Raw genomic sequence first — 22,248 nt, 5'->3', positions numbered from 1 at the left:
CTGGCCGCGCCGTAACTGGGGGTGCGACGATGCTCGGTATGACTGTCACAGAGACCAAGCTCGGAGTCTGCAATCTCTGCGAGGCGGTCTGCGGCCTCGTGCTGACGATCGAAGACGGCACGGTGACGTCGATCCGCGGCAACCCGGACGACCCGCTCTCGCGCGGCTACATCTGCCCGAAGGGCACCGCGATGGCCGATGTGTACGACGATCCCGACCGGCTGCGGCGGCCGGTACGCCGCGTCGACCGGCCCGACGGCAGCGTCGGCTGGGAGGAGATCGGCTGGGACGAGGCGTTCGACCTGGTCGCCGACGGCCTCGCGGGCGCGATCAACGAGCACGGCAAGGACGCGCTGGCGATCTACCTCGGCAACCCGAACGCGCACAGTCTCGGCTCGCTGACCCACGGCATCGCGATGGTGAAGTCGCTGCGCACCCGCAACAAGTACAGCGCGACCTCGGTCGACCAGCTCCCCCACCAGCTGGTGGGCCACCTGATGTACGGCCACCAGCTGCTGCTCCCGGTACCCGACCTCGACCGGACGTCGTACTTCCTGGTCTTCGGTGCCAACCCGATGGCGTCCAACGGGTCGCTGATGACGGTGCCGGACTTCCCGAACCGGCTGCGGGAGCTGAAGGCGCGGGACGGGCAGATGGTGGTCTTCGATCCGCGCCGTACCGAGACCGCGAAGGTGGCCACCGAGCACCACTTCGTGCGCCCGGGCAGCGACCCGTGGGTGCTGCTGGCGATGCTGCAGGTGCTGTTCGAGGACGGCCTCACCACCCCACCGGCGTACGCCGACAACCTGGAGGCCGTCGCGGACGCGGTGGCGCTGTTCACCCCGGAGCGGGCCGAGCGCGTGAGCGGCGTGCCCGCCGCCGAGATCCGCCGGGTCGCGCGGGAGTTCGCCGCGGCCGAGAGCGCGGTGGCGTACGGTCGGATCGGGGTCTCAACCGCGCCGTTCGGGACCGTCTGCCAGTGGGCGATCCAGCTACTCAACCTGGTGACCGGGAACCTCGACCGGATCGGCGGCGCGATGCTGACCGAGCCGGCGATCGACGGCGTGGGGCGCGGGCTGATCGGGCGCGGCCACTACGACCGGTTCCGGAGCCGGGTGCGCGAGCTGCCGGAGTTCGGAGGCGAGCTGCCGGTGTCGGTGCTGCGCGAGGAGATCGAGACACCGGGCGAAGGGCAGGTGCGGGCCCTGCTCACCCTGGCCGGCAACCCGGTGCTGTCCACGCCCGACGGCGCCCGCCTGGACCGCGCGATCGGCGGCCTGGACTTCATGGCCAGCATCGACATCTACATCAACGAGACCACCCGGCACGCCGACGTGATCCTGCCGCCGACCTCGGCCCTGGAGCGCGACCAGTACGACCTGGTCTTCCACGTCCTCGCGGTCCGCAACACCGCCCGGTTCACGCCCGCGGTGTTCGACAAGGCGCGCGACCAGCGGCACGACTGGCAGATCTACCGCGAGGTCGCGCTGCGCACCGCCGCCCGGCTGCGGAAGAAGGCGCCGCTGGCCAAGCGGCTCAAGCTGCGGGCCCAGCTCTCGACCAGCCCGTCGCTGCTGGTCGGGATGCTGCTGCGCACCGGGAAGTCGGGCGTGACCATCACCGACCTCCGCAAGCACCCCGAGGGAGTCGACCTCGGACCGCTGCGCCCGGACCTGCTGCCGGAGCGGCTGCAGACCAAGAGCCAGCGGATCGACACAGCGCCGGCATTCGTGCTGGCCGACCTGGACCGGCTGGTGGCCAGCGAGCCGGTCTCCCCCAAGCCCAGCGAGCTGCTGCTGATCGGGCGCCGGCACAAGCAGGACTGCAACTCCTGGATGCACAACACCACCCGGCTCACCCGCGGCCGGGCCCGGCACCAGCTCCTGATGCACCCCGACGACCTCGCCGCCCGCGACATCGAGGACGGCAAGACCGTCGTGGTGACCTCACGCGTCGGTCGGGTCGAGGTCGAGGTGCAGGCCACCGAGGACGTGATGCCGGGCGTGGTCTCGCTCCCCCACGGCTACGGCCACCAGCGCGACGGCGTCCGGCTGTCGCAGGCCGCCACCGTCCCCGGCGCGTCGATCAACGACCTCACCGACCCCACCCTGCTCGACGTCAGCGGCAACGCCGCGCTGAGCGGCGTACCGGTCACTGTCGCGTCGGCATGAGGGACGGGGTGATCGAGACCGACTACCTCGTGGTGGGTGCGGGCGCCTCGGCGATGGCGTTCGTCGATGCCCTGACCTCCGAGGGTGATGCCGAGGTCGTCCTGGTGGACCGCCGGCACGACCCTGGTGGCCACTGGAACGACGCCTACTCCTTCGTCCGGCTGCACCAGCCGTCGGCCAACTACGGCGTGAACTCCCGCTTCCTCGGCACCGACTCGATCGACACCAGCGGCCCGAACGCCGGCTACTACGAGCGCGCCCGCGGCGTAGAGATCCGCGCCTACTACCGCACCGTGCTCGACGGCTGGCTGCCGTCCGGGCAGGTCAGCTTCTACGGCGGGCACGAGTACGTCGCCGGCGGTCCGGGCGAGCACACGCTGGTCTCCCGGCTGACCGGGCGCACTGTCCCGGTGCGGGTACGCCGCAAGCTCGTCGACGCGACGTGCCTGGAGACCTCGGTGCCGGCAACGCACACTCCGGGCTTCACCGTCGACCCGGAAGCGACGGTCGTCCCGGTGGGCGAACTGGTCGGGCTGGCCGAGGCGCCGGGCGGCTACACGATCCTCGGTGCCGGGAAGACCGCCATGGACGCGTGCACGTGGCTGCTCGAGAACGGCGTCGACCCGGACCGGATCCGCTGGGTCCGGCCGCGCGACAGCTGGTTGATCGACCGTGGCTCGGTGCAGCCGGGCGAGCTCGTCGCCGCGACGATGGAGGGCTTCGCCGTCGCGGTCGAGTCCGTTGCCCAGGCCTCGACCCTCGACGACCTCTTCCGACGCCTGGAGTCTAGTGGCCTGCTGTTCCGGCTCGATCCGGCCGTCGCGCCGACGATGTTCCGGGGCGCGACCCTCAGCGAGGTCGAGCGCGACGCGCTCCGGCAGATCGAGCAGGTGGCGCGCCTGGGGCGGGTGCGGCACGTCGGCTCGGACCGGATCGTGCTCGACCACGGCGAGGTCCCCACCAGCCGGGACACGGTGCACGTCGACTGCACGGCGTACGGGTTCGCCAACGCCCCTGCTCGCCCGATCTTCGAGCCCGACCGGATCACCCTGCAGTCGGTCACAAGCGGCTTCATCACGTTCAACTCCGCGCTGCTCGGGTACATCGAGACCGCCCGTGACGAGGTCGCCGAACAGAACCGACTCTGCGAGCCCGGCGTTCAGCCCAGCCGGGCCGAGGACTGGCTGGACATGATGTGCGGCAGCCACGAGCGGGTCCGGCGGCTGACGGCCGAGTCCGACGTACGCGCCTGGCTGGACCGGTCGCGGCTCTACCTGACCCGCGGCCTGCGCAACCACCTGGGCGACCCGCGGATGCGCTCGGCGATGACCCGCTTCTCCACCAACCTCGAGCCGGCCCTGGCCAACATCAAGCCGCTGCTGGCTACAGCGCGGCCACCGGGATAGTCCGTCACGAAAAGCACCCCCGGGCGCTGCCCAGAGGTGCTTTTCGTGACGGACTATCCCGGCCTGGCGCCTAGACCAGCTCGTACTCCGGAGTGGGCTCGGAGACGTGGGTGCCGCGGGGGCGCTTGGGGCGGGAAGGCCACCAGGCCTTGTCGCCCATCAGCACCAGGATCGCGGGCAGCATCACCAGCCGGATCAGCGTGGCGTCGATGAGGATGGCGGCCGAGAGGCCGACGCCCATCATCTTCATCTCCATCATGCTCAGCGTCGCGAAGATCGCGAACACCGAGACCATCACGGCCGCCGCACTCGTGACCACGCCGGCGGTGTCCTTGACGCCCTGCTCGACGGCCAGCTTGGCCGGGAGGCCGCGGCCGAGGTGCTCACGGACCCGGCTGAGCACGAACACGTGGTAGTCCATCGACAGCCCGACCAGCACCACCATCACGAACAGCGGGATCCAGTCGATCACGAAGCCCGGGCTGGTGAAGTCGAGCTGACCGGCGAACCAGCCGTGCTGGAAGACCAGCGTCAGGATGCCGAACGCGACGCCGACCGAGCCGAGGTTCAGCACCGTCGAGACCAGCGCGACCGGGATCGACTTGAACGACACCGCCATCATCAGCAGCGTCAACAGCAGCACGAACCCGATCACCAGCGGCAGCTTCTCCTGTTCCTTCTTGACCCAGTCGTAGGACTCGACCGCGCCGCCGCCGACCGCGTGCTCACCGCCGACACCGGCGAACGCCGCCGGCACCAGGTCGTCGCGCAGCTCCTCGATCGCGTCGTCGACCTTGCCGTCGGACTCGTCGTACGGCATCGCGAGCTGGAGTACGGCGGTGCCGCCGTCCTCCGAGGTGGTGATCGGCTCCACGCCGAGGTCCTCGAAGTGCTTCGACTTCAGCGCCTCCGCGTTCAGCGACTCCAGCGCGGCCTTCACCTCGTCCTGGTCACCGCGGGCGACCACGTCCAGCGAGGTGCCCTCGGACGGGAACTTCTCCGAGATCGTGGCGTAGGTCTGCACCTCGGGGATCGAGTCCGGAAGCGTCTCCAGATTGCCGGAGTGGGTCTTCATGCCGAGCGCGGGTACGGCGAGCAGCACCATCACGATCGACGAGAGCAGCAGCGCCACGCCCGGACGGCGGACGACGGGAGCCAGCACCCGGCCGGCGATGCCGCCGCGACCGATCCGCCGGTTGACCCGCCACAGCAGCGGCAGCCGCGGCCGGTCGACCCAGCGACCCAGCTTGGCCAGCAGCGCGGGCAGCACCGTGATCGAGCCGAGCACGGCAACCGCGACGACCATGATCGCGCCGGTGGCGAGCGAGTTGAAGGTGACGTCGGTCAGCAGGTACAGCCCGGCCATCGAGGCGATCACCGCACCGCCGGAGACCAGGATGGAGTGGCCGGAGGTCGCGGCGGCGATCTCGACCGCGTCCAGGGTGCTGCGTCCGGCCTCGCGCTCCTCACGTTCGCGCTTGAGGTAGAACAGCGAGTAGTCGACGCCGACCGCCATGCCGATCAGCACGATCATGCTGCCGACGGTGGGCTCGGACGGGACCAGGTGGGACAGCGGGGCCAGAAGGCCCATGGTGGCGGCGACGCTGGTGGCGGCCAGAAGCACGGGGATGCCGGCCGCGATCAGGGCGCCGAACGCGAGCAGCATCAGCAGCAGCGTGATCGGCAGGCTGATGATCTCCGCGGAGTGCAGGTCCTCGGCGACCTGGTCGTTGATCGCCTCGTCGAGGGTGAGGTCGCCGGCCTGCTTGATCGTGAGGCCGTCGTACTCGCCCTGGACGTCCTTGGTGACCGCGAGCAGCTCCTTGGTCTCCTCGTGGTCCTTGGCGAGCTGGATGGAGATCAGCAGCGCCGACTTGTCGGGGCTCCACTGCGGCTCGGCGACGGCGGTGACGCCGTCGACCTTCTTCATGCCGTCGGTGATCGCCGCAGCCGCCGACTCAGCAGCGGCCTGGTCGAGTTCGCCGTCCGCGGAGGCGATCAGCACGTTCTCGGCGTCGGGCTCGTCCAGGCCGGCCTCGTGCACCATCGCGTCCGCGCGGCCGGACTCGCCGAGCCGGTAGTCCTCGTCGTCTACCTGGTTGCTCGGAACCGCCACCGCGAGTCCGGCGGCGATCAGGACGAAGGCGAGCCAGGCGAGGATCGCCTTCCAAGGGTGGATCGCGCTCCAGCGGGCGGTCCGCATGGGGATCGCCGCGAGAATGCTTCGGGTGGACATGTCGCTCCTTGAGGTCGAGGCTTTTCCGATGCCTCCAGCCTTGTGAGTGCAACGCCGCAGGTCAGGGGCGCCAGCACCACAGCGAGGGTGGTGCTGGCACCACTGTCCGAACTCGGGCCATCGGGGAGGATTGCCCTATGAGCAGCCCCATGACCGGCCTTCCGGCCAGCGCCACCCTCGGCGCCCCCGCCAGCCCTGACGCCCCGCCCAGCCGGCTCGCCCTGACCGGGTACGCCGCGGCGCAGCTGCTGCTGGTGATCCCGGCGATCCTGTTCTTCGTGCTGACCACGGTCGGCGGCACCCTGGCGCTGTTCGTGATCGGCATCCCGTTCCTCCTGGTGAGCCTGCCCGCGACCCGCTGGCTCGCCAACCTGCACCGCAAGATGGCCGGCCGGATCCTCGGCACCCCGATCCCTCCGCAGTACCGGCCAAGTCCGCCGGGTGGGCCGCTGGTGAAGCTGCGGTCGTGGGCGACCGACCCGATGACCTGGCGCGACCAGGCCTGGATCCTGCTGACGCTCACCATCGGCTTCACGCTGTCGTTCCTGGTGGTGATCCTGTTCCTGGCGATCGTGACCGGCATGTTCTGGTGGTACGGCGCGGAGCCGATCATGAAGGCCCGCAGCATGCTGGACCGATCGCTGCTGAGCTACGGGACCACCGAGAAGCTCGAGCAGCGCGTCCAGGTGCTGACCGAGACCCGGACCGAGACCATCGACCACTCCGCCGCCGAGCTGCGCCGGATCGAGCGGGATCTGCACGACGGCGCCCAGGCCCGGCTGGTGGCGCTCGGCATGAACCTCGGCATGGTCCAGGAAATGCTCGAGAAGGACCCGAAGAAGGCGAACCAGATCCTCAGCGAGGCCCGCTCGACCACCGGCGCCGCGCTCGGCGACCTGCGCTCGGTCGTGCGTGGGATCCACCCGCCGGTGCTCGCCGACCGCGGCCTGCTAGGCGCCGTACAGGCCCTCGCGCTGGACATGGCTATCCCGGTGCACGTGACCGCCAAGCTCGACGGCCGGCCGCCGGCGCCGGTGGAGTCGGCGGTCTATTTCGCGGTGGCCGAGTGCCTGGCCAACACCGGCAAGCACGCCGCCGCCGAGCACGCCTGGGTGGAGCTCGAGCACAGCAACGGCGTCCTCACCACGGTGGTCGGCGACGACGGCCGTGGCGGCGCGGACCCCGGCGCCGGGACCGGCATGCGGGGCGTGATGCGGCGGCTGTCGGCGTTCGACGGCACCATGAGCGTGTCCAGCCCACTGCGCGGGCCGACGCTGGTCACGCTCGAGGTGCCGTGCGTGCTGGCGCCGGCGGTGAAGAGCTGATCAGGCCGCGACCGGGTGCGCCCGGGGCTGGCCGATGCCCTTCCCTGTGAGCTTGGTCTGCTCGGTGCCGCACCAGCACGTGAACGCCACCTCGATGAGGCCGTCCTCCCCCGCGTTGGTCAGCGACGTGACCTGGCTGGGGAAGATGAGAACGCGCTGGGCGCATACCTGGCAGTCGTTGTCGAACATCGTGACCTCCTCTGGTTGGTTGTCTTCGACAATTGTCCCGAACCTGTCTCCGCAGGGGTAGCCTCGCTTTCCAGAGGCACCTCAAGGAGATTCCTATGGTTTCGCTACACCAGATGCGCTGCTTCCTCGCCACCTACGAGCACGGCTCGCTGACCGCCGCCGCCGAGGAGCTCGGCTACGCCCAGCCGTCGGTCTCCGAGCAGGTGCGCGCGCTCGAGAAGTCGCTGGGCGTGCCGCTCTTCCGGCGGGTTGGGCGCGGCGTCGTACCCACGACCATGGCCGACACCTTCCGCCCGCACGCCGAGCGGACCCTGGCCGCGGCCGACGAGGGGCGGAAGGCGGTGCGCAGTGCCGTGGAGTTCGAGAGCGGCACGATCCGGTTCGGGATGTTCGGCGCCGTCCGCCTGTACGCCGGCGCCCGGCTGATCGCCGATGTGCTCGACCGCTATCCGGGTGTCCGGGTGGAGCTGGTCGGGCAGCACTCCCACGAGGTGCAGGAGCAGCTGCGGCGCGGGCGGCTGGAGGCGGCGATGATCGCGGTCACCAACGTCGAGAGCGAGGGGATGCAGGTGACCCCGGTGGCCCGTGACGAGATCGTCTACATCTCCGCCGACCCCGCGCGGACCGCCAGCCCGGTGACCGCGGCCCGCCTGTCGAAGGCGACGCTGGTGATGCCGGAGACCACCTGGCGAGCGACCGACTCGATGCGGACGGTTCTGCGCCGGATGCTGCACGAGGCCGGCCACAACCCGCAGACCAAGATCGAGGTGGAGGAGATCGAGACCGCGGTCGAGCTGGTCGGCATGGGGTACGGCGACTCCGTGCTGCCCAAGGGCGCGGCCGACCAGCTGCTGTCGCGGCTGGCCCCGGGCGTCGGCTACGTCTCGCTGCGTCCCCGGCAGTACGACACGATGGCGATCGTGCACCGCGCCGGCGCGATCCTGTCGCCGGCGGCGCAGCTGATGATCGAGCTCGCCACCCGGCACATCCAGGCGCTCACGGAGCCGGTGTGACGGCTGTCGGCGGCTGACGGCACGATGAGCACGTGCGACTTGTCCTTGCCGAAGACCACGCCCTGCTCCGCGACGGCCTGATCCGGCTGCTCGAGGAGCACGACTTCACCATCGCCGCCGCGGTCGACAACGCGCCGTCGCTGGAGCGGGCGCTGCAGGACCCTGAGATCGATGCGGCCGTGGTCGACGTCCGGCTGCCGCCGACGTTCACCGACGAGGGGCTACGGGCGGCGATCGCGGTGCGCGAGGCCAAGCCGGGCTTCCCGGTGATGGTGCTGTCGCAGTACGTCGAGCATCTCTACGCCCGCGAGCTGCTCGCCAGCGGCCAGGGCGGCGTCGGGTACCTGCTCAAGGACCGGGTCGCCGACGTCGGCGAGTTCGTCCAGGGAGTACGCCGAGTCGCCGCCGGCGGCACCGTGCTCGACCCCGAGGTGGTCGCGACGATCATGTCCAGGCAGCAGGCCGCGCCGGTCGACCGGCTCACTCCGCGCGAGCGCGAGGTGCTGTCGCTAATGGCGGAGGGCCGCTCCAACGCGGCGATCGCGAGCGCGATGTTCGTGACCGAGAAGGCCGTCGCCAAGCACACCAACAGCATCTTCACCAAGCTCGACCTGCCGGTCGACATCGACGACAACCGCCGGGTGCTGGCCGTCCTCGCCTGGCTCCGGGTCTAGCCGCAGTTCGGGCCCCTCGACCGCCCGGCCGGTGCCACGATGACTACATGCAGCCGCCGGACGACACCGCCACGCTTCGCACCGCTCGGCGGGCGCGCGAGCGACGTGCGTGGGCGGAGGCAGCGGCGGCATACGAGGATGCGCTCGCGGCTGCCGGCGGCGAGTCGGCCCCACTCTGGCTGGACCTGGCTCGCGCACGCTTCCGCGGCGGCGAGCTCGATGCTGCCTGGTCGGCCTGCCTGGCCGCTGCCGACCTCGGCAGGGCCGAGGGCGACCCGACAGTGCTCGCCGATGCCGCAACCGTCGTCGTCGGGCTGTCCGGCGACCCGATCTGCGACCAGATCCACGAGCTCTGCCGCGAGGCGATCCACTCGCTCGGGAACACCGACCCGGTCCGCACCGCCCGGCTGCTCGGCCAGCTGGCGGCCACGGCCAACCGCTGGGCCGGCGACTTCGAGGCAGGCGTCGTCGACGAGGCCGACCGGCTGGCCACCGCCAGCGGTGACGGAGACGCCCGACTGCTGGCGCTGTTCGCCCGCCATGCCCACAGCCAGGACTTCCGGACCCCGGAAGCCCGTCTGGATCTCGGCGACCAGGCGGCGCGGCTCGCGGCCGAGACCGGCGACCGGCGGACGGCGATGTGGGGACACTTCTGGCGCCTGGACACGCACTACGAGCTGTGCCAACGCCTCGAGATGGATGCCGAGCTGGTGGCGCTCACGGCGGTGGTCAACCACCTCGCGGAGCCGTACGGCCGCTGGCGGCTGCGGCTGATCCAGGCTTCGGTCGCCGCTCTCGAAGGCCGCTTCGACGACGGGTTCGACCGGGCGGACGAGGCGGTTGCGATCGCCCGGGCGACGGGCGGCAGCGGCCAGGCGGAGTTCCTGCACATGGTCGTCCAGGGCAACGTCGGCGCTCTATCCGGCCGACTCGACCGGGTGGCGGAGGTCGAGTCGTTCGTCCGCCGCCTGCTCGCCGACGAAGGCCCCTTCCTGGCGCGCAACTGGCTCGCCTCGCTCCTGGGCAGCCTGGGGCGCGTCGACGAGGCCCGCGCCGTCTGGGAGTCGATGATCCCGCATCTCGAGGCGTTCCCCCGCTACACCCCGGAGTGGGTGATCAACCTGGTCGGCAACACCAACCTCAGCGTGCAGCTCGGCGACGACCGCATCGCCCAGCGCTTGTACCACGAGCTGGCGCCGTTCCCGGAACGGCTCGCGATCGGCGGCGCGCACACGCCGCCGGAGGGCCTGATCGCCCATCACCTGGGCCGCCTGGCCAGGCTCCTCGGCGATGACGCCGCCGCGCGGGTCCACTTCGAACAGGCCCTCGGGCTCGCCGTCCGACTCGGCTCGGCGCCCTTCGAGGCCCACGCCAGGCTGGCACTCGGCGAGCTGTCGCATACCAGCGCGGTGCCGGCCGAGCGGCGCGAGGCCGAGCAGCAGCTCATGCAGGCGGCCGCAATCGCGGCCCGCATCGACCTCCGGCCGGTGTCGGGCCCGGCGGACGCCCTGCTCGCCAGGCTGCGCCCGAGCGGCACCTCGCTGCTGTCCGGTCGCGAGGAGCAGGTCGCGGCACTGGTCGCCGAGGGCTCGACGAACCGTCAGGTCGCGGCCCGCCTGCACCTCTCCGAGCGCACCGTCGAGACGCACGTGCGCAACGTGATGCTCAAGCTGGGCTTCGACTCCCGGGCCCAGATCGCCGCCTGGTACGCCCGCCGAACCAGTGGATCAGCTACGTAGTTTCCCGGATCCGGCGACGCGGCTGCGCTCCTACCTTGGGGCGATGACCACCACAACCGCCAACCCCGTGCGCGCCACCTCGCGCCAGCGCTCTCTCGCCGCCGTCGGACTCGCCGCCTCCCTGCTGGGAGCCGCTTCCGCCGGCCTGCTGATCGGCTGGGATCCCCAGGTTCCGTCCGACCAGTTCAGCTACCCGTTCGAACCCGGCGGCTTCGCCGTGGTCCAGACCTTCTTCTTCGTCCAGCACCTGCCACTCGCCGTACTGCTGGGGCTGCTGTGGACCTCCGGCGTCACCGGCCGTGGGCAGCTGGCGAAGGTCGGCGTGATCGGCTCGGTCGCGTCGATGCTGGGCCTCGCCGTGACCGAGCTGATCGCCATCGCGTCCGCCGAGGCGACCTACCCAAGCTCGGACACCGCGCACCTCGACGTGCTGTACGGCGCCACCTCGATCGGGATCGGCCTGTTCACCGTCCTCGCCGGCATCGCGACCATCCCCGCTCGGGTGTGGACCGGCTGGGAGCGCTGGCTGCCGCTGGCGATCGGGGTCTACGTGTTCGTGGTCCTGACCCCCGGCATCATGCTCGGCTTCGACGCAGGCCGCCTGGTGATCGGCGCCTGGATGCTGCTGTTCGCCGCTCTGGGCTGGGCACTCATGAGGCGGGCGTGAGGCCGGCTACCCCTGGCGCAGCGACTGGTAGACCGCGCGTACGCCGACGGCCCGGTCCAGCTGGCGGGCGAGGGAGGCGAAGAACTGGCGGCGGTAGGCGTCGTCGTTGACGGCGTACACCGTGAAGTAGAGGCCGGAGAACGATGCCAGGAAGGTCGACACCTGGAGCAACTCGACGCTGAGCACGTGCCAGCCGTCGATCAGCCAGTGCGGCTCGGCGTCCAGCCAAGACTCCATCACCGGCTCCCGGATCGCGACCGCACCGAAGACCACGAAGAACGCGAACACCGAGAGCGCGAGCAGCAGCACCTGCACCGCCTGGACGACCAGCAGCACGAACACCAGGTTGCCCTTCTCGAACCCGTGCACCTGGGCGATCTCGGTCAGCTTGGCGTCGGCGTAGCGCGGCGCCACGTCGGCCATCGGCGTCCGGGCGCAGCTGGCGACCAGCCGCTCGCCGCCGATCTCGTCATCGACCTTGTCCAGTTCCTCGGGCAGCCGGACCAGCAGGAAGCCGACGGCGACGGCGGCGAACAGCAGCACCGCGCCCCACAGCACGCCGTCGTCGAGGTTCGAGGCGACCTGCCATACCTCGGTGTTGATGAACAGGAAGGTCACGAACAGCAGCAGCAGCGGCAGCGCGCGGGTCGCGAGCGGGAACAGCAGGCCGAGCGAGCCGAACGTGCGGGCCAGCGCCCAGCGCGCCATCGAGGTGACGTGCAGCCGGGCGACGCCGTACGCCGTGATCACGGCCAGTGCAACCAGGACGCCGACGAGGGTGCCGGTGTCCGCGTTGGTCGCGGTCCCGACAAGCAGCCCCATCGCCGCGCCGCCGGTGGTCGCCATCACCAGCAGCGGGACCACCAGCCCGGGCTGCAGGCTGACGCGCACCTGCGACCGGAGGTCGTCGACGAAGTAGGGCAGCCCGTGCGCGACGAACCACGCCTCGGTGTCGGTGACCGCCTGCTCCTCGGGGGTCACGTCAGACCTTGAGGATCTCGCGGGTCCTGACGACGTCGTCCTTCATCGTGTCGATCAGCGCGTCGACGCCTTCGAAGCGGACCATCCCGCGCAGCCGGGCCGTGAAGCTCACCTCGACCTCGACGCCGTACAGCTCGAGGTCGGTGCGGTCGAGCACGTAGGACTCGACCCGCCGCTCCCGCTCGCCGTCGAAGGTCGGGTTGGTGCCGACGCTGATCGCGGCCGGGTACCTCACGCCGGTGTCCAGCCGCCGCAGCCAGCCGGCGTACACACCGTCGGCGGGCGCCGCGGCGACACCGGTCGTCGGCACGTTGGCGGTCGGGAAGCCGAGTTCGCGACCGCGCTTGTCGCCCTCGACGACGGTGCCGGTGACCGTGAACGGGCGGCCGAGCGCCTCCGCCGCGCCCTCCACGTCGCCGGCGGCCAGGCAGTTGCGCACGTACGTCGACGACCAGACCTGCGGACCGCCGTCCAGCGCGATGCCCTCGACCGCGAAGTCGCGGGACTCCCCCGCCTCGCGGAGGGTCGCCACGTCGCCGGCGGCGCGGTTGCCGAAGCGGAAGTTGGCGCCGACCACGACCGCGTTGGCGTGCAGGGCGCCGACCAGGATCCGGTCGATGAACTCCTCGGGCGACCAGCCCGCGACCTCGCGGTCGAACGGGATCACCAGCGCATCGTCGGCACCGGCCTTCTCGAGGAGGGCGAGCCGGTCCTCGATCGTGGACAGCGTCGGGGGTGCGTGCTCGGGCCTGAGCACGGCGATCGGGTGCGGGTCGAAGGTGACCACCACGACCCGCTCGCTGCCAACTCCGGCCGCCACCTCGGTCGCGACCTCGCGGGCACGCCGTACAACGTGCTGATGGCCGAGATGCACCCCGTCGAAGTTGCCGATCGTGACCGTGGTGCGTCCCAGGTCAGCAGGAACCTCAGCTATCGAACGCCAGACTCGCACGAGCCACAGCCTCCCACACCACGGGTCGGGCGCGACCGATCGGCCACCCGGCACCGCGGCCCGAAAGGGCACCCGCCGTTCCCCAAGAGCCGCACCGCAGCCTTCGAACGAATGCGGCGAGCGCGCATACGGTACCTACCGTGGCCGTGTCCGATCGTGCGCGCCGCTGGCGCCTGTCTGGCGAAGAGGCGCCGAAGGTCGAGCGCGCCCGGCCGCGTCCGCGGCCACAGAGCAAGCAGCCACAGTTGGGTACCGACAGGCTGGAGAGCCTCCAACGGTCGGTGGGGAACGCCGCCGTGTCCCGCCTGGTCGCTATCCAGCGAGCACCTTCGACCACCCGGGACGTCTCGGTGACGATTCCGTTGACGGCGGAGGGCGACCTCGGCCATGCCACCGGAAAGATCTCCGGCGGTCTCGTGGTGAGCAAGGCGCAGGCGAGCTTCACCGACGGCAAGGCACGGAACGCGCAGCAGGCGGCTGAGCACCTCAAGGCGCTCGCCGCCACGGCGATGGCCGGCAACAAGGTCGCCGGCGTCGCCGAGCTCGGCAAGCCGTTCACCGTCACCGCAAGCTTCGGAGGTCAGTCGTTCTCGATCGCCTTCTCGGACCAGGCCGATATCACCCAGCCGATCCTGGCCGACGGCCACCTGAAGGGGCTCAGCGCCAAGCTCGACTTCGGAGACGCCACCGTGGAGGGCATCGTCGACGCCCACCCGGTGATCGACGTGACACCGAAGAAGCCGGTCGCGAGCCCGCCGGCCGGCATGAAGCCGGGCGCGGTGAGCGGGCTGACGTTCGGCCCCGGCGCCGGCGTACCGAGCGGGAAGGAGCAGAACGTCTTCACGGTCTCGGGCAAGGCGATCGCCGATGTCGACAGCCTGCCGGCCGTAGTGCTGAGCGGGGGCGGCATCGTCGGGCTGAACAGCCTCGAGCAGAAGCGCAACTTCCTGATCGTCATGCACAGCTGGTTCAAGTCCGACGAGGCGACGCTGGCCCACTTCGCCGAGGTGAAGAGCTGCAACATCCCCGGCGGCGGCGCGTTGCACAAGGACGCTCAGGTCCGCCTGGAAGCCGTCGCCGCCAAGCTCGGGGACAAGATGCCGAAGAGCCCCGGTGTCGGGATGCAGTTCCGCACCGCGTTCAACCCGACGATGACCATGAGCGGTGCCTCCATGCACACCCTCGGCTACGCGATCGACTACGACGCCAACCAGATGCCGCGAGTGGGCCGCAAGACTATGGCGCAGCTGGTGAAGTCCGCGACCGGCCGTCCGAGCAATCTCCAGCTCGGCAGCTACGAGTCCCGGCGAGCCCTGATCAAGACCATGGGCGAGATGTCGCAGCTGCCCGACGACGACAAGAAGAAGCAGGAGTTCTTCGCCAGCAAGGCAGCGACCGAGCTGATCGACAAGGTCGGCACCGAGACCGCGCGGCTCGGCACCACGTCGACCATGTTCCAGCAGAGCCTCGGGGACCAGCGTGACGCGTTCTTCGCGCTGCGAGACGAGATGGCCGATGCCAAGGATCTCGCAGCGCGCAAGGCGGTGATGGCCAAGCTGCCGCCGGTGATCAAGCCGTGGCTGGACTCGATCGCCCGGGCCGAGGCCGAGCTCGACGGCCGCGCCAAGGCTGCCCTCACCCCTGAGGAGCTCGCCAAGCCGCTGCCCACGGACGGGACCCTGAACGCCCGCCAGGCGGCGCTGCAGCAGCGGCAGACCAAGATCGACAAGGCCCTCGCCGACCTCAAGGCGCAAGGCAAGCTCGAGCTGCCGGCCGACTCCGCCGAGCTGCCGAAGGGGCTCGCCAAGGACCTGGCCTCGTGGTCGAAGGACCTCGGCACGTTTCCGGGTACGGTCGGCGACCAGTTGGTCAAGCTGTCGGAGACCGCGGCGACCAGGCGGGCCGCGCTGGGTGCGCTTGTCGGCGCCGCCAACGAGCGGGAACAGCTCACCAAACTGCGCAAGGACCTTGAGGATCCGACTTTCGTCTTCGGGAACCCGCGGCGGGACAAGAAGTCCGGAAAGGTCGAGACGCCGGTCGTAGCAGATACGCCGTCCGCCGCGCAGATGGTCGAGAAGGGCTTCTTCAACCCGACCAGCGCCCCGACCTCGAAGAGCCTGTCGTTCGGTGCCCAGTTCATGCAGGAGCTGATGAAGCAGGGCTTCGACGTGGGCGGCGCCTGGGCCGGCGAGTCGACCGACTCCATGCACATGGAGCTGGTCGTCGGCCGCCCCGGCTAGCTCGACAGGAGGCGCTCGATGACGCTCTGGGTCAGGGTGGCGCCGAGGTCGCCGTCGAAGGTCCAGCCCTCGGTGCCGCTGCTGCGATCCTGGTTGGTCACCCAGAAGACCATCGCCCGCCGACTGGGAATCCGGACGATCTCGCTATAGGTCCAGCCGTTGCCGCCGTTGTGCCAGAGCACCCGGCCGTGGGGACTCTGCATCACCACCCAGCCGTAGGCGTAGCGGAAGTCACCGCCCGGCTCCTCCAGCACCCTCGGCTTGAACAGCTCGGCCTTCGCCTTCGCGTCCAGCACACGCCGGCCCTCGAGCGCGCGATGCCAGCGGAACATGTCGCGCGCGGTGGAGAGCATGCCGCCATTGCCATGGAGGTTCCAGTAGGGCCCGTCCTCGGCCCAGGGGTGGTCGAACGGCCGGCCGTGCGAGCGCCCCTTCGCGTCGTACTCCAGGGCGACCTCACTGGAGGGCCAGTCTGGGATCACGTAGCCGGTCTGGCGCATGCCGGCCGGCGCGAACAGCGCCTTCGCGAGGTACTCCTCGTAGCTGGTGCCCGAGGCCTCCTCGATGATCAGGGCGAGCAGGCTGTAGCCGACGTTCGAGTAGTGGAAGGGGCCGCCGGGGCGGTTCCGGAGCTTGGAGTCCATCGCCGCGGTCAGTAGTCCGTCGCGGGTGAGCGGATCGTAGTCGTCGCCAACCGAGTCGACCAGGCCAGCCGTGTGCGTGAGCAGCTGCTGGAGCCTGATCCCCCGCTTGTCCGGCGGTACGCCGTCGAGGTGGCGGCCGATCGGATCGGTGACCTCGAGCTTGCCTTGCATCTGCAGCTTCATGACGGCGGCGGCGGTGAACTGTTTGGTGTTCGAGCCCACGTCGTACACCGTGTCGCAGTCGGCGGCGGTCTGGTTCTCGCGGTCGGCCAGCCCCCAGCCGGTGCACGTCTCCACCCGGCCGTCGAGCGCGGCGACCAGGCTTCCGCTGGAGCCCTCCGGCACGTCGGACGGGCGGAACGCCTCGATCCGCTCCGGCGCCGGTTCCGCCGGCTCCTGGCTGCACGAGGCGAGCATCAGCAGCGACCCGACGACGGCAGCCGCCCTGATCAGCCCTGACCGTGCTGCCATTGGGTCACCTCTTCATCCTCGAACTGGGTAGCCGCGGCCGCGGCGGTGGCGGTCAGCAGGGTGAGAACGAGCCCGGTCAGCGCGCCGACAGCGAGCATCGTGCGCCGCGACCGGCGTACCCGCCGGGCCCGCTCGCCGAGGCCGCCGCGGACCAGTCCGAGTACCTCACGCGTGATCCCGTGGTCGTCGGCGAGCTCGTGCGCGAGATCGCGCAGGTGGTCGCCGTCGCGGTCCCGGACCCCGCGCGGAAAGGCCAGCAGGCCGGCGTCCAGCAGCCGGCTCCTCATGCCAGCCCCGGGGTGGGACGGGCGGCGAGCCGGGTGCCGAGGGTGGCCGCCGTTGTGCGCAGCCGCTCGACCTCGGCTGTGAGCGCCGTACGGCCGCTCGCGGTGAGCCGGTAGTAGCGGCGCCGTCGGCCCTGGACCTCACGCTCCCCCGCCGGCTCGACCAGGCCCTGGTCGGTCAGCCGATTCAGGGCGCCGTACAGGGTGCCGGCGGTGAGGGTGACCCCGCCGTCGGAGAGCTGCTCGACATCGCGGGCGATGGCGTAGCCGTGCAGCTCACCGTGGGCCAGGCTGGCCAGGATGAAGAGCGCTTGCTCGGTCATGACGGCGACTATACATCGTCACGCGATGCATAGAAGCCCGATAGGTAAGTCAGACGAAGACCGCCACCGGCCGGGCGCCCGTGGCGCGCGGCTCGTAGAGCGCGAGGAACTCACCATCCGGGGCGAACACCGCGGTGGTGCCGGCGATCTCGATCTCCAGCGGCCTGCCGTAGCGGACGTGCTGGGCGCCGGGCTCGTCCAGCTCGTACGCTGGGAAGCTGGCCCGCGCGGCCTGCGCGATCGGCACCAGCTCGAAGGAGTCGGCGAGCTGGTCGAGGGTGCGTGCGATGCCCAGGTCGAAGCTGCCGACCGCGGTCCGCCGCAGCGCGGTGAGGTGACCGCCGACGCCGAGCGCGGCGCCCAGGTCGCGGGCGATCGCCCGGATGTAGGTGCCGCTGGAACAGCGCACCGAGATGTCCACGTCCACCACCTCGCCGTCGTGGGCGACGCGGTTCACCACGATCTCGTGGACGGTCACCTTGCGCGCCTTGAGCTCGACCTGCTCGCCGTCGCGCACCCGCTGGTAGGCCCGCTTGCCGTCGACCTTGATCGCCGACACCGCCGACGGCACCTGCTCGATCTCACCGACGAAGCCGGCCAACGCGGTGCGGACCGCCTGCTCGTCGACGCCCGCCGCCGACGTGGTCGAGACGGTCTCGCCGTCGGCGTCGTCGGTGGTGGTGGTGACGCCGAGCCGGACGGTCGCGTCGTACCGCTTCTCGGTCAGCATCAGGTGACCGAGCAGCCGGGTCGCCCGGTTGACGCCGAGCACCAGGACGCCGGTGGCCATCGGGTCGAGGGTGCCGGCATGGCCGACCTTCCGGGTGCCGGCGAGGCGGCGTACCCGCGCGACCACATCGTGTGAGGTCGCCCCGCCCGGCTTATCGACGATGACCAGCCCGGAGGCGGCCTGCGTCATTCGTCCTCGTCGGACTCGTCGGACTCGTCGTCGTCCTCGTGCGGCTTCTTGTACGGGTCCTCACCCGCGGCGTACGTCGCACCGGCGGCGGCCGCCGCGACCGCGGCGTCGGACTCGCGCACCTTGGCCAGCAGGTCGTCGATCTGCCGTGCGTTCTCCGGGACGCCGTCGTAGCTGAACTCCAGCGTCGGCACGTGCCGCATCCCGAGCTGCTTGCCGACCTCGGACCTGATCAGCCCCTTAGCCGACTCCAGCGCCGCCGCCGTCGACGCCAACGACTCCTCCTCACCGAACACGGTGTAGAAGACCGTCGCCTGCTGGCTGTCGCCGGTAAGCCGCACGTCGGTGACGGTGACGAACCCAAGCCGCGGATCCTTGATCCGCCGCTCCAGCATCTCCGCCACAATCACCTGAATCCGGTCCGCCACCTTGCGAACCCGAGGGCTTGCCATCTTGTGTCCTCCAGAAACATGCGGAAGTCCCGCATTCGTGAGCCTAGACGCCGCCCGCCGTGGGCGGCCGGCACGCGCCGATGCGGGCGGCGTCAAGCGGCTTGGCCGCGGCGCGCAACGGCGAGTAACCACAGACGTGGCCGCCCGCGCGACGCGCCGCCGCAGCGCCCGCATCGGTGCGGGCCGGGCGCCCACGGCGCCCGACCCCCACACAAACATCAGGCCCGCGGAATCTCCCGCATCTCAAAGGCCTCAACAACATCGCCGATCTTGATGTCGTTGTAGCCCTTCACGACCAGACCACACTCGAAGCCCTCACGGACCTCGGTCACGTCGTCCCGCTCGCGGCGCAGCGACGCCAGGTCGGCGGACTCCACGATGACGGCGCCATCGCGGATGAGCCGGACCTTGGCGTTGCGCCGGAGGGTGCCGCTGGTGACCATGCAGCCGGCGATGTTGCCGATCTTCGAGGAGCGGAAGATCTCGCGGATCTCCGCCTGGCCGAGGGTGGCCTCCTCGAACTCCGGCTTGAGCATGCCCTTGAGCGCCGCCTCGATCTCCTCGATCGCCTGGTAGATGACCGAGTAGTACCGAATCTCGACACCTTCCTTGTCGGCCAGCTCGGTCGCCTTGCCCTGCGGGCGGACGTTGAAGCCGATGATGATCGCGTCGGATGCCGCGGCCAGCATGATGTTGGTCTCGGTGATCGCACCGACGCCGCGGTCGATGACCCGGAGGCTGACCTCGTCGCCGACGTCGATCTTGGCGAGCGAGTCCTCGAGCGCCTCGACCGAACCGGACACATCGCCCTTGAGGATGAGGTTGAGCTCCTGGCTCTCGCCCTTCTCCATCGACGCCATGAAGTCCTCGAGAGTACGACGCACGCGGCGCTGGGCCTGCATGGCCGCCCGCTCGCGGGCTTCCCGCTTCTCGGCGATCTGGCGGGCCATCCGGTCGTCGTCGACGACCAGGAAGTTCTGACCCGCTCCGGGCACGGCCGACAGACCGAGAACCAGCGCCGGACGCGCCGGGTCGGCTTCTTCGATCTCGTGGCCGAACTCGTCGAGCATCGCGCGGACGCGGCCGTGAGCCGGGCCGGCGACGATCGAGTCGCCGACGCGGAGCGTGCCGCGCTGGACCAGCACTGTGGCCACCGGACCGCGACCGCGGTCGAGGTGGGCCTCGACGACCAGACCCTGAGCGTCCTGGGTCGGGTTGGCGCGCAGGTCGAGCGACGCGTCAGCGGTCAGGACGACGGCCTCGAGCAGCTTGTCGAGGTGCAGCCCCGCCTTGGCGGAGACGTCGACGAACATGGTGTCGCCGCCATACTCCTCGGGCACCAGGCCGTACTCGGTCAGCTGGCCGCGCACCTTGGTTGGGTCCGCCTCCGGCTTGTCGATCTTGTTGACCGCGACCACGATCGGGACGCCGGCGGCCTTGACGTGGTTCAACGCCTCGACCGTCTGCGGCATCACGCCGTCGTCGGCCGCGACCACGAGGATCGCGATGTCGGTGGCCTGAGCACCACGAGCACGCATGGCGGTGAACGCCTCGTGACCCGGGGTGTCGATGAAGGTGATCCGGCGCTCGTCGCCGTCGACGTCGGTCATGACCTGGTAGGCACCGATGTGCTGGGTGATGCCACCGGCCTCCTTGTCGACGACGTTGGCGTTGCGCAGCGCGTCGAGGAGCTTGGTCTTACCGTGGTCGACGTGACCCATGACGGTCACGACCGGCGGCCGGATGACCAGGTCGCCCTCGTCGCCCTCGTCGGACCCGAACTCGAGGTCGAACGACTCGAGCAGCTCGCGGTCCTCGTCCTCCGGGGACACGACCTGCACGATGTAGTTGAGCTCCTCGCCGAGCAGCTCCAGCGTCTCGTCGTTGACCGACTCGGTCGCGGTCACCATCTCGCCGAGCGAGAACAGCATCTGCACCAGCGACGCGGGGTCGACGTTGATCTTCTCCGCGAAGTCGGTCAGCGAGGCGCCACGGGCAAGCCGGACGGTCTCGCCGTTGCCCTTGCGGACGCGTACGCCGCCAATGGTCGGCGCTTCCATCTGCTCGAACTCTTGACGACGGGCCCGCTTGGACTTGCGGCCACGCCGCGACGGACCGCCGGGGCGACCGAACGCACCCTGGGTCTGGCCACGACCACCCGCACCGGGACGACCGCCACCGGGGCGTCCACCGCCCGGGGCGAAGCCACCGCCGGGACGACCGGGCGCACCAGCACCCGCACCGGCGGGAGCACCGGCGCCACCGCGACCAGGAGCGCCACCGCGACCACCGGGGCCACCACGGCCGCCGGGACCACCAGCGCGGCCACCGGGACCACCCTGACGGCCGGGAGGGCCGCCGGAGCCGAAGGCTGCCGGCGACTTCGGCATCATCGCCGGGTTGGGACGCGGCATGCCGGGACGTGCGGGCGAGCCGCCACCACCCTCACGCGCGGCCGGAGGCCGGGGTGCGCGCTGGTCGCCGCCGCCGCCTTGGGCGGGAGCGCCCGAGGGAGGTGCGGACGGGCGCCGGCCCATGCCCTGGCTGGACGCGAACGGGTTGTTGCCGGGACGCGGGGCGCCCGGGCGGCCGACCGGCTTGGGAGCCGGCGTGGGTGCCTTGGGGGCCGGCGCCTTCGGCGACGCGGGCGCGGGTGCGCTCGCGGCTGCCGCGGGGGCGACCGGCTCGGCCGGAGGCTCCGGCGGCGCTGCCTTCTTCGGACCCGGCTTGGGACCGGGCCGGACTCCGGGCTTGGGACCGGTGGCTGCCGGGGTCTCGGCTGCCGGGGTCACGGCTGCCGGGGTCTCGGCTGCCGGGGCCACGGGCGGCTCAGGCGCGGCAACGGTCTCCGCGACCGGGGCCGGCTTGGCTGCCGGTGCTGGCTTGGGGGTGGGCGCCTTCTTCGCGGGCGCCTCGGGGGCGGGAGCCTGCTGTCCAGCTGACTTCAGCTGGGCGCCGTACTCCTTCTTGAAACGCATCTCGACGGGGGGCTCGACCGTCGACGACGCCGACTTGACGAACTCGCCCATCTCTTTGAGCTTCTCGAGAACAAACTTGCTCTCGACACCGAACTCCTTGGCGAGTTCGTGGACTCGGACCTTGGCCACGCTGCTCCTTCTGGTCCGAGCCCCGCTCTGGGGTGATCCGGACCGTTAGTGGTGTTGCAAACTCATTGCGAAGTACTCATCGAGTGCTCATGAGCTGCTGCTCCAGTTTCTGTCGGTCAATCACGGTTGAATGCAGACGAGTCAACGTAGTCCCTCACCGATGCGCTTGCCAGCCCGGCTCCGGCCCTGAGGGCCCTGGAGAAGGCTCGCCTGCGCACGGCGAGTTCGTAGCACTCGGCCGTGGGATGCAGGTGCGCCCCGCGGCCGGCGGCGGTCCTGTCCGGGTCGGGGCAGACGGCCGGCTGGCCGTTGCTGTCCGTCCCTGCGACGATCCGCAGCAACTCGCTTCTGGCGGCTCGCTCCCGGCATCCGATGCAGGTGCGGACAGGTTCATGCGCCGTACGTGCCTGAGGGATGTGTTCGCGAACCACCGAGCGACAACTCTAGCGCGTCAC

General features: G+C 70.7%; 19 protein-coding genes. 8 read left to right on the top strand and 11 right to left on the bottom strand.

The features are described from left to right. Positions 1-38 precede the first annotated feature (38 nt). Both DDV73_RS24620 and DDV73_RS24615 read left to right on the top strand, forming a co-directional pair. Positions 39-2,171, top strand: a complete 2,133-nt coding sequence (locus tag DDV73_RS24620) for a molybdopterin-dependent oxidoreductase (RefSeq protein WP_109509926.1) — start codon at positions 39-41, stop codon at positions 2,169-2,171. Further along, the gene (locus tag DDV73_RS24615) at positions 2,168-3,577 is read left to right on the top strand and encodes an NAD(P)-binding protein (RefSeq protein WP_109509925.1); all 1,410 of its coding nucleotides are present in this window, start codon (positions 2,168-2,170) and stop codon (positions 3,575-3,577) included. The genes DDV73_RS24620 and DDV73_RS24615 overlap by 4 nt, the downstream gene beginning before the upstream one ends. 70 nt (positions 3,578-3,647) lie before the next feature. Here the strand turns inward: DDV73_RS24615 and DDV73_RS24610 are convergent, their stop codons facing one another. After that, positions 3,648-5,813, bottom strand: a complete 2,166-nt coding sequence (locus tag DDV73_RS24610; RefSeq protein ID WP_109509924.1) for an MMPL family transporter — start codon at positions 5,811-5,813, stop codon at positions 3,648-3,650. Between the two features lie 137 nt (positions 5,814-5,950). Here DDV73_RS24610 and DDV73_RS24605 point away from each other — a divergent pair, with 137 nt between their 5' ends. Then, positions 5,951-7,138 carry a sensor histidine kinase gene (locus DDV73_RS24605; RefSeq protein ID WP_109509923.1) on the top strand — a complete coding sequence of 396 codons (1,188 nt, stop codon included), beginning with the start codon at positions 5,951-5,953 and terminating at the stop codon, positions 7,136-7,138. On the opposite strand, the gene DDV73_RS24600 is transcribed toward DDV73_RS24605, so the two are convergent. Further along, complete coding sequence (locus DDV73_RS24600) at positions 7,139-7,327, bottom strand: hypothetical protein (protein WP_109509922.1); 189 nt, start codon at positions 7,325-7,327, stop codon at positions 7,139-7,141. Positions 7,328-7,422: 95 nt separating this feature from the next. Between DDV73_RS24600 and DDV73_RS24595 the strand changes: the two genes are divergently transcribed. The 4 genes from DDV73_RS24595 to DDV73_RS24580 are packed head-to-tail and all read left to right on the top strand — an operon-like array spanning position 7,423 to position 11,420. Further along, positions 7,423-8,340: a LysR family transcriptional regulator gene (locus DDV73_RS24595; protein ID WP_109509921.1), complete on the top strand. Its 918-nt coding sequence runs from the start codon at positions 7,423-7,425 to the stop codon at positions 8,338-8,340. 32 nt (positions 8,341-8,372) lie between these two features. Further along, positions 8,373-9,014 (top strand): response regulator transcription factor, encoded by a 642-nt coding sequence (locus DDV73_RS24590; protein ID WP_109509920.1) that lies wholly within the window; start codon positions 8,373-8,375, stop codon positions 9,012-9,014. Positions 9,015-9,061: 47 nt separating this feature from the next. Continuing rightward, entirely contained in the window at positions 9,062-10,753 is a 1,692-nt protein-coding gene (locus DDV73_RS29400) for a helix-turn-helix transcriptional regulator (RefSeq protein WP_109509919.1), read from the top strand. A gap of 43 nt (positions 10,754-10,796) precedes the next feature. Beyond that, a complete protein-coding gene (locus DDV73_RS24580) occupies positions 10,797-11,420 on the top strand; it encodes a hypothetical protein (protein WP_109509918.1) in 624 nt (207 codons plus the stop codon). A gap of 6 nt (positions 11,421-11,426) precedes the next feature. Here the strand turns inward: DDV73_RS24580 and DDV73_RS24575 are convergent, their stop codons facing one another. After that, positions 11,427-12,401 carry a hypothetical protein gene (locus DDV73_RS24575; RefSeq protein ID WP_109509917.1) on the bottom strand — a complete coding sequence of 325 codons (975 nt, stop codon included), beginning with the start codon at positions 12,399-12,401 and terminating at the stop codon, positions 11,427-11,429. Position 12,402: 1 nt separating this feature from the next. Next, positions 12,403-13,353, bottom strand: coding sequence for a bifunctional riboflavin kinase/FAD synthetase (locus DDV73_RS24570; RefSeq protein ID WP_109509916.1), 951 nt, complete (start codon positions 13,351-13,353; stop codon positions 12,403-12,405). Positions 13,354-13,703: 350 nt separating this feature from the next. Here DDV73_RS24570 and DDV73_RS24565 point away from each other — a divergent pair, with 350 nt between their 5' ends. Then, a complete protein-coding gene (locus tag DDV73_RS24565; RefSeq protein ID WP_154402897.1) occupies positions 13,704-15,593 on the top strand; it encodes a hypothetical protein in 1,890 nt (629 codons plus the stop codon). Here DDV73_RS24565 and DDV73_RS24560 read toward each other — a convergent pair. From DDV73_RS24560 to DDV73_RS24530, 7 genes are all read right to left on the bottom strand, one after another. Continuing rightward, positions 15,590-16,708 carry a serine hydrolase domain-containing protein gene (locus DDV73_RS24560; RefSeq protein WP_109509914.1) on the bottom strand — a complete coding sequence of 373 codons (1,119 nt, stop codon included), beginning with the start codon at positions 16,706-16,708 and terminating at the stop codon, positions 15,590-15,592. The two genes, DDV73_RS24565 and DDV73_RS24560, sit on opposite strands and share 4 nt — an antisense overlap. Beyond that, positions 16,687-16,995: a hypothetical protein gene (locus DDV73_RS24555; protein WP_109509913.1), complete on the bottom strand. Its 309-nt coding sequence runs from the start codon at positions 16,993-16,995 to the stop codon at positions 16,687-16,689. Before DDV73_RS24555 ends, DDV73_RS24560 begins: the two co-directional genes overlap by 22 nt. After that, a complete protein-coding gene (locus DDV73_RS24550) occupies positions 16,992-17,315 on the bottom strand; it encodes a PadR family transcriptional regulator (RefSeq protein WP_109509912.1) in 324 nt (107 codons plus the stop codon). Before DDV73_RS24550 ends, DDV73_RS24555 begins: the two co-directional genes overlap by 4 nt. Before the next feature lie 49 nt (positions 17,316-17,364). Further along, positions 17,365-18,234 carry a tRNA pseudouridine(55) synthase TruB gene (gene truB / locus DDV73_RS24545; protein ID WP_109509911.1) on the bottom strand — a complete coding sequence of 290 codons (870 nt, stop codon included), beginning with the start codon at positions 18,232-18,234 and terminating at the stop codon, positions 17,365-17,367. Next, entirely contained in the window at positions 18,231-18,686 is a 456-nt protein-coding gene (gene rbfA / locus DDV73_RS24540) for a 30S ribosome-binding factor RbfA (protein ID WP_109509910.1), read from the bottom strand. The genes truB and rbfA overlap by 4 nt, the downstream gene beginning before the upstream one ends. A 218-nt stretch (positions 18,687-18,904) precedes the next feature. After that, positions 18,905-21,793 (bottom strand): translation initiation factor IF-2, encoded by a 2,889-nt coding sequence (gene infB / locus DDV73_RS24535; protein WP_109509909.1) that lies wholly within the window; start codon positions 21,791-21,793, stop codon positions 18,905-18,907. Positions 21,794-21,909: 116 nt separating this feature from the next. Continuing rightward, the gene (locus DDV73_RS24530) at positions 21,910-22,224 is read right to left on the bottom strand and encodes a YlxR family protein (protein WP_240617459.1); all 315 of its coding nucleotides are present in this window, start codon (positions 22,222-22,224) and stop codon (positions 21,910-21,912) included. Between the last annotated feature and the right edge of the window lie 24 nt (positions 22,225-22,248).

The sequence above is a fragment of the Nocardioides speluncae genome (assembly GCF_003121585.1).
In the GTDB taxonomy this organism is placed as follows: Bacteria; Actinomycetota; Actinomycetes; order Propionibacteriales; family Nocardioidaceae; genus Nocardioides; species Nocardioides speluncae.
The sequence above is the reverse complement of the archived record's forward strand: the minus strand, read 5'-3'. Positions and strand labels throughout refer to the sequence as shown.

Coding starts and splice junctions, on each gene's coding strand:
- DDV73_RS24620 (WP_109509926.1), top strand. CDS start 39: ATGACTGTCACAGAGACCAAGCTCGGAGTCTGCAATCTCTGCGAGGCG.
- DDV73_RS24615 (WP_109509925.1), top strand. CDS start 2,168: ATGAGGGACGGGGTGATCGAGACCGACTACCTCGTGGTGGGTGCGGGC.
- DDV73_RS24610 (WP_109509924.1), bottom strand. CDS start 5,813: ATGTCCACCCGAAGCATTCTCGCGGCGATCCCCATGCGGACCGCCCGC.
- DDV73_RS24605 (WP_109509923.1), top strand. CDS start 5,951: ATGAGCAGCCCCATGACCGGCCTTCCGGCCAGCGCCACCCTCGGCGCC.
- DDV73_RS24600 (WP_109509922.1), bottom strand. CDS start 7,327: ATGTTCGACAACGACTGCCAGGTATGCGCCCAGCGCGTTCTCATCTTC.
- DDV73_RS24595 (WP_109509921.1), top strand. CDS start 7,423: ATGGTTTCGCTACACCAGATGCGCTGCTTCCTCGCCACCTACGAGCAC.
- DDV73_RS29400 (WP_109509919.1), top strand. CDS start 9,062: ATGCAGCCGCCGGACGACACCGCCACGCTTCGCACCGCTCGGCGGGCG.
- DDV73_RS24580 (WP_109509918.1), top strand. CDS start 10,797: ATGACCACCACAACCGCCAACCCCGTGCGCGCCACCTCGCGCCAGCGC.
- DDV73_RS24560 (WP_109509914.1), bottom strand. CDS start 16,708: ATGGCAGCACGGTCAGGGCTGATCAGGGCGGCTGCCGTCGTCGGGTCG.
- DDV73_RS24555 (WP_109509913.1), bottom strand. CDS start 16,995: ATGAGGAGCCGGCTGCTGGACGCCGGCCTGCTGGCCTTTCCGCGCGGG.
- DDV73_RS24550 (WP_109509912.1), bottom strand. CDS start 17,315: ATGACCGAGCAAGCGCTCTTCATCCTGGCCAGCCTGGCCCACGGTGAG.
- truB (WP_109509911.1), bottom strand. CDS start 18,234: ATGACGCAGGCCGCCTCCGGGCTGGTCATCGTCGATAAGCCGGGCGGG.
- rbfA (WP_109509910.1), bottom strand. CDS start 18,686: ATGGCAAGCCCTCGGGTTCGCAAGGTGGCGGACCGGATTCAGGTGATT.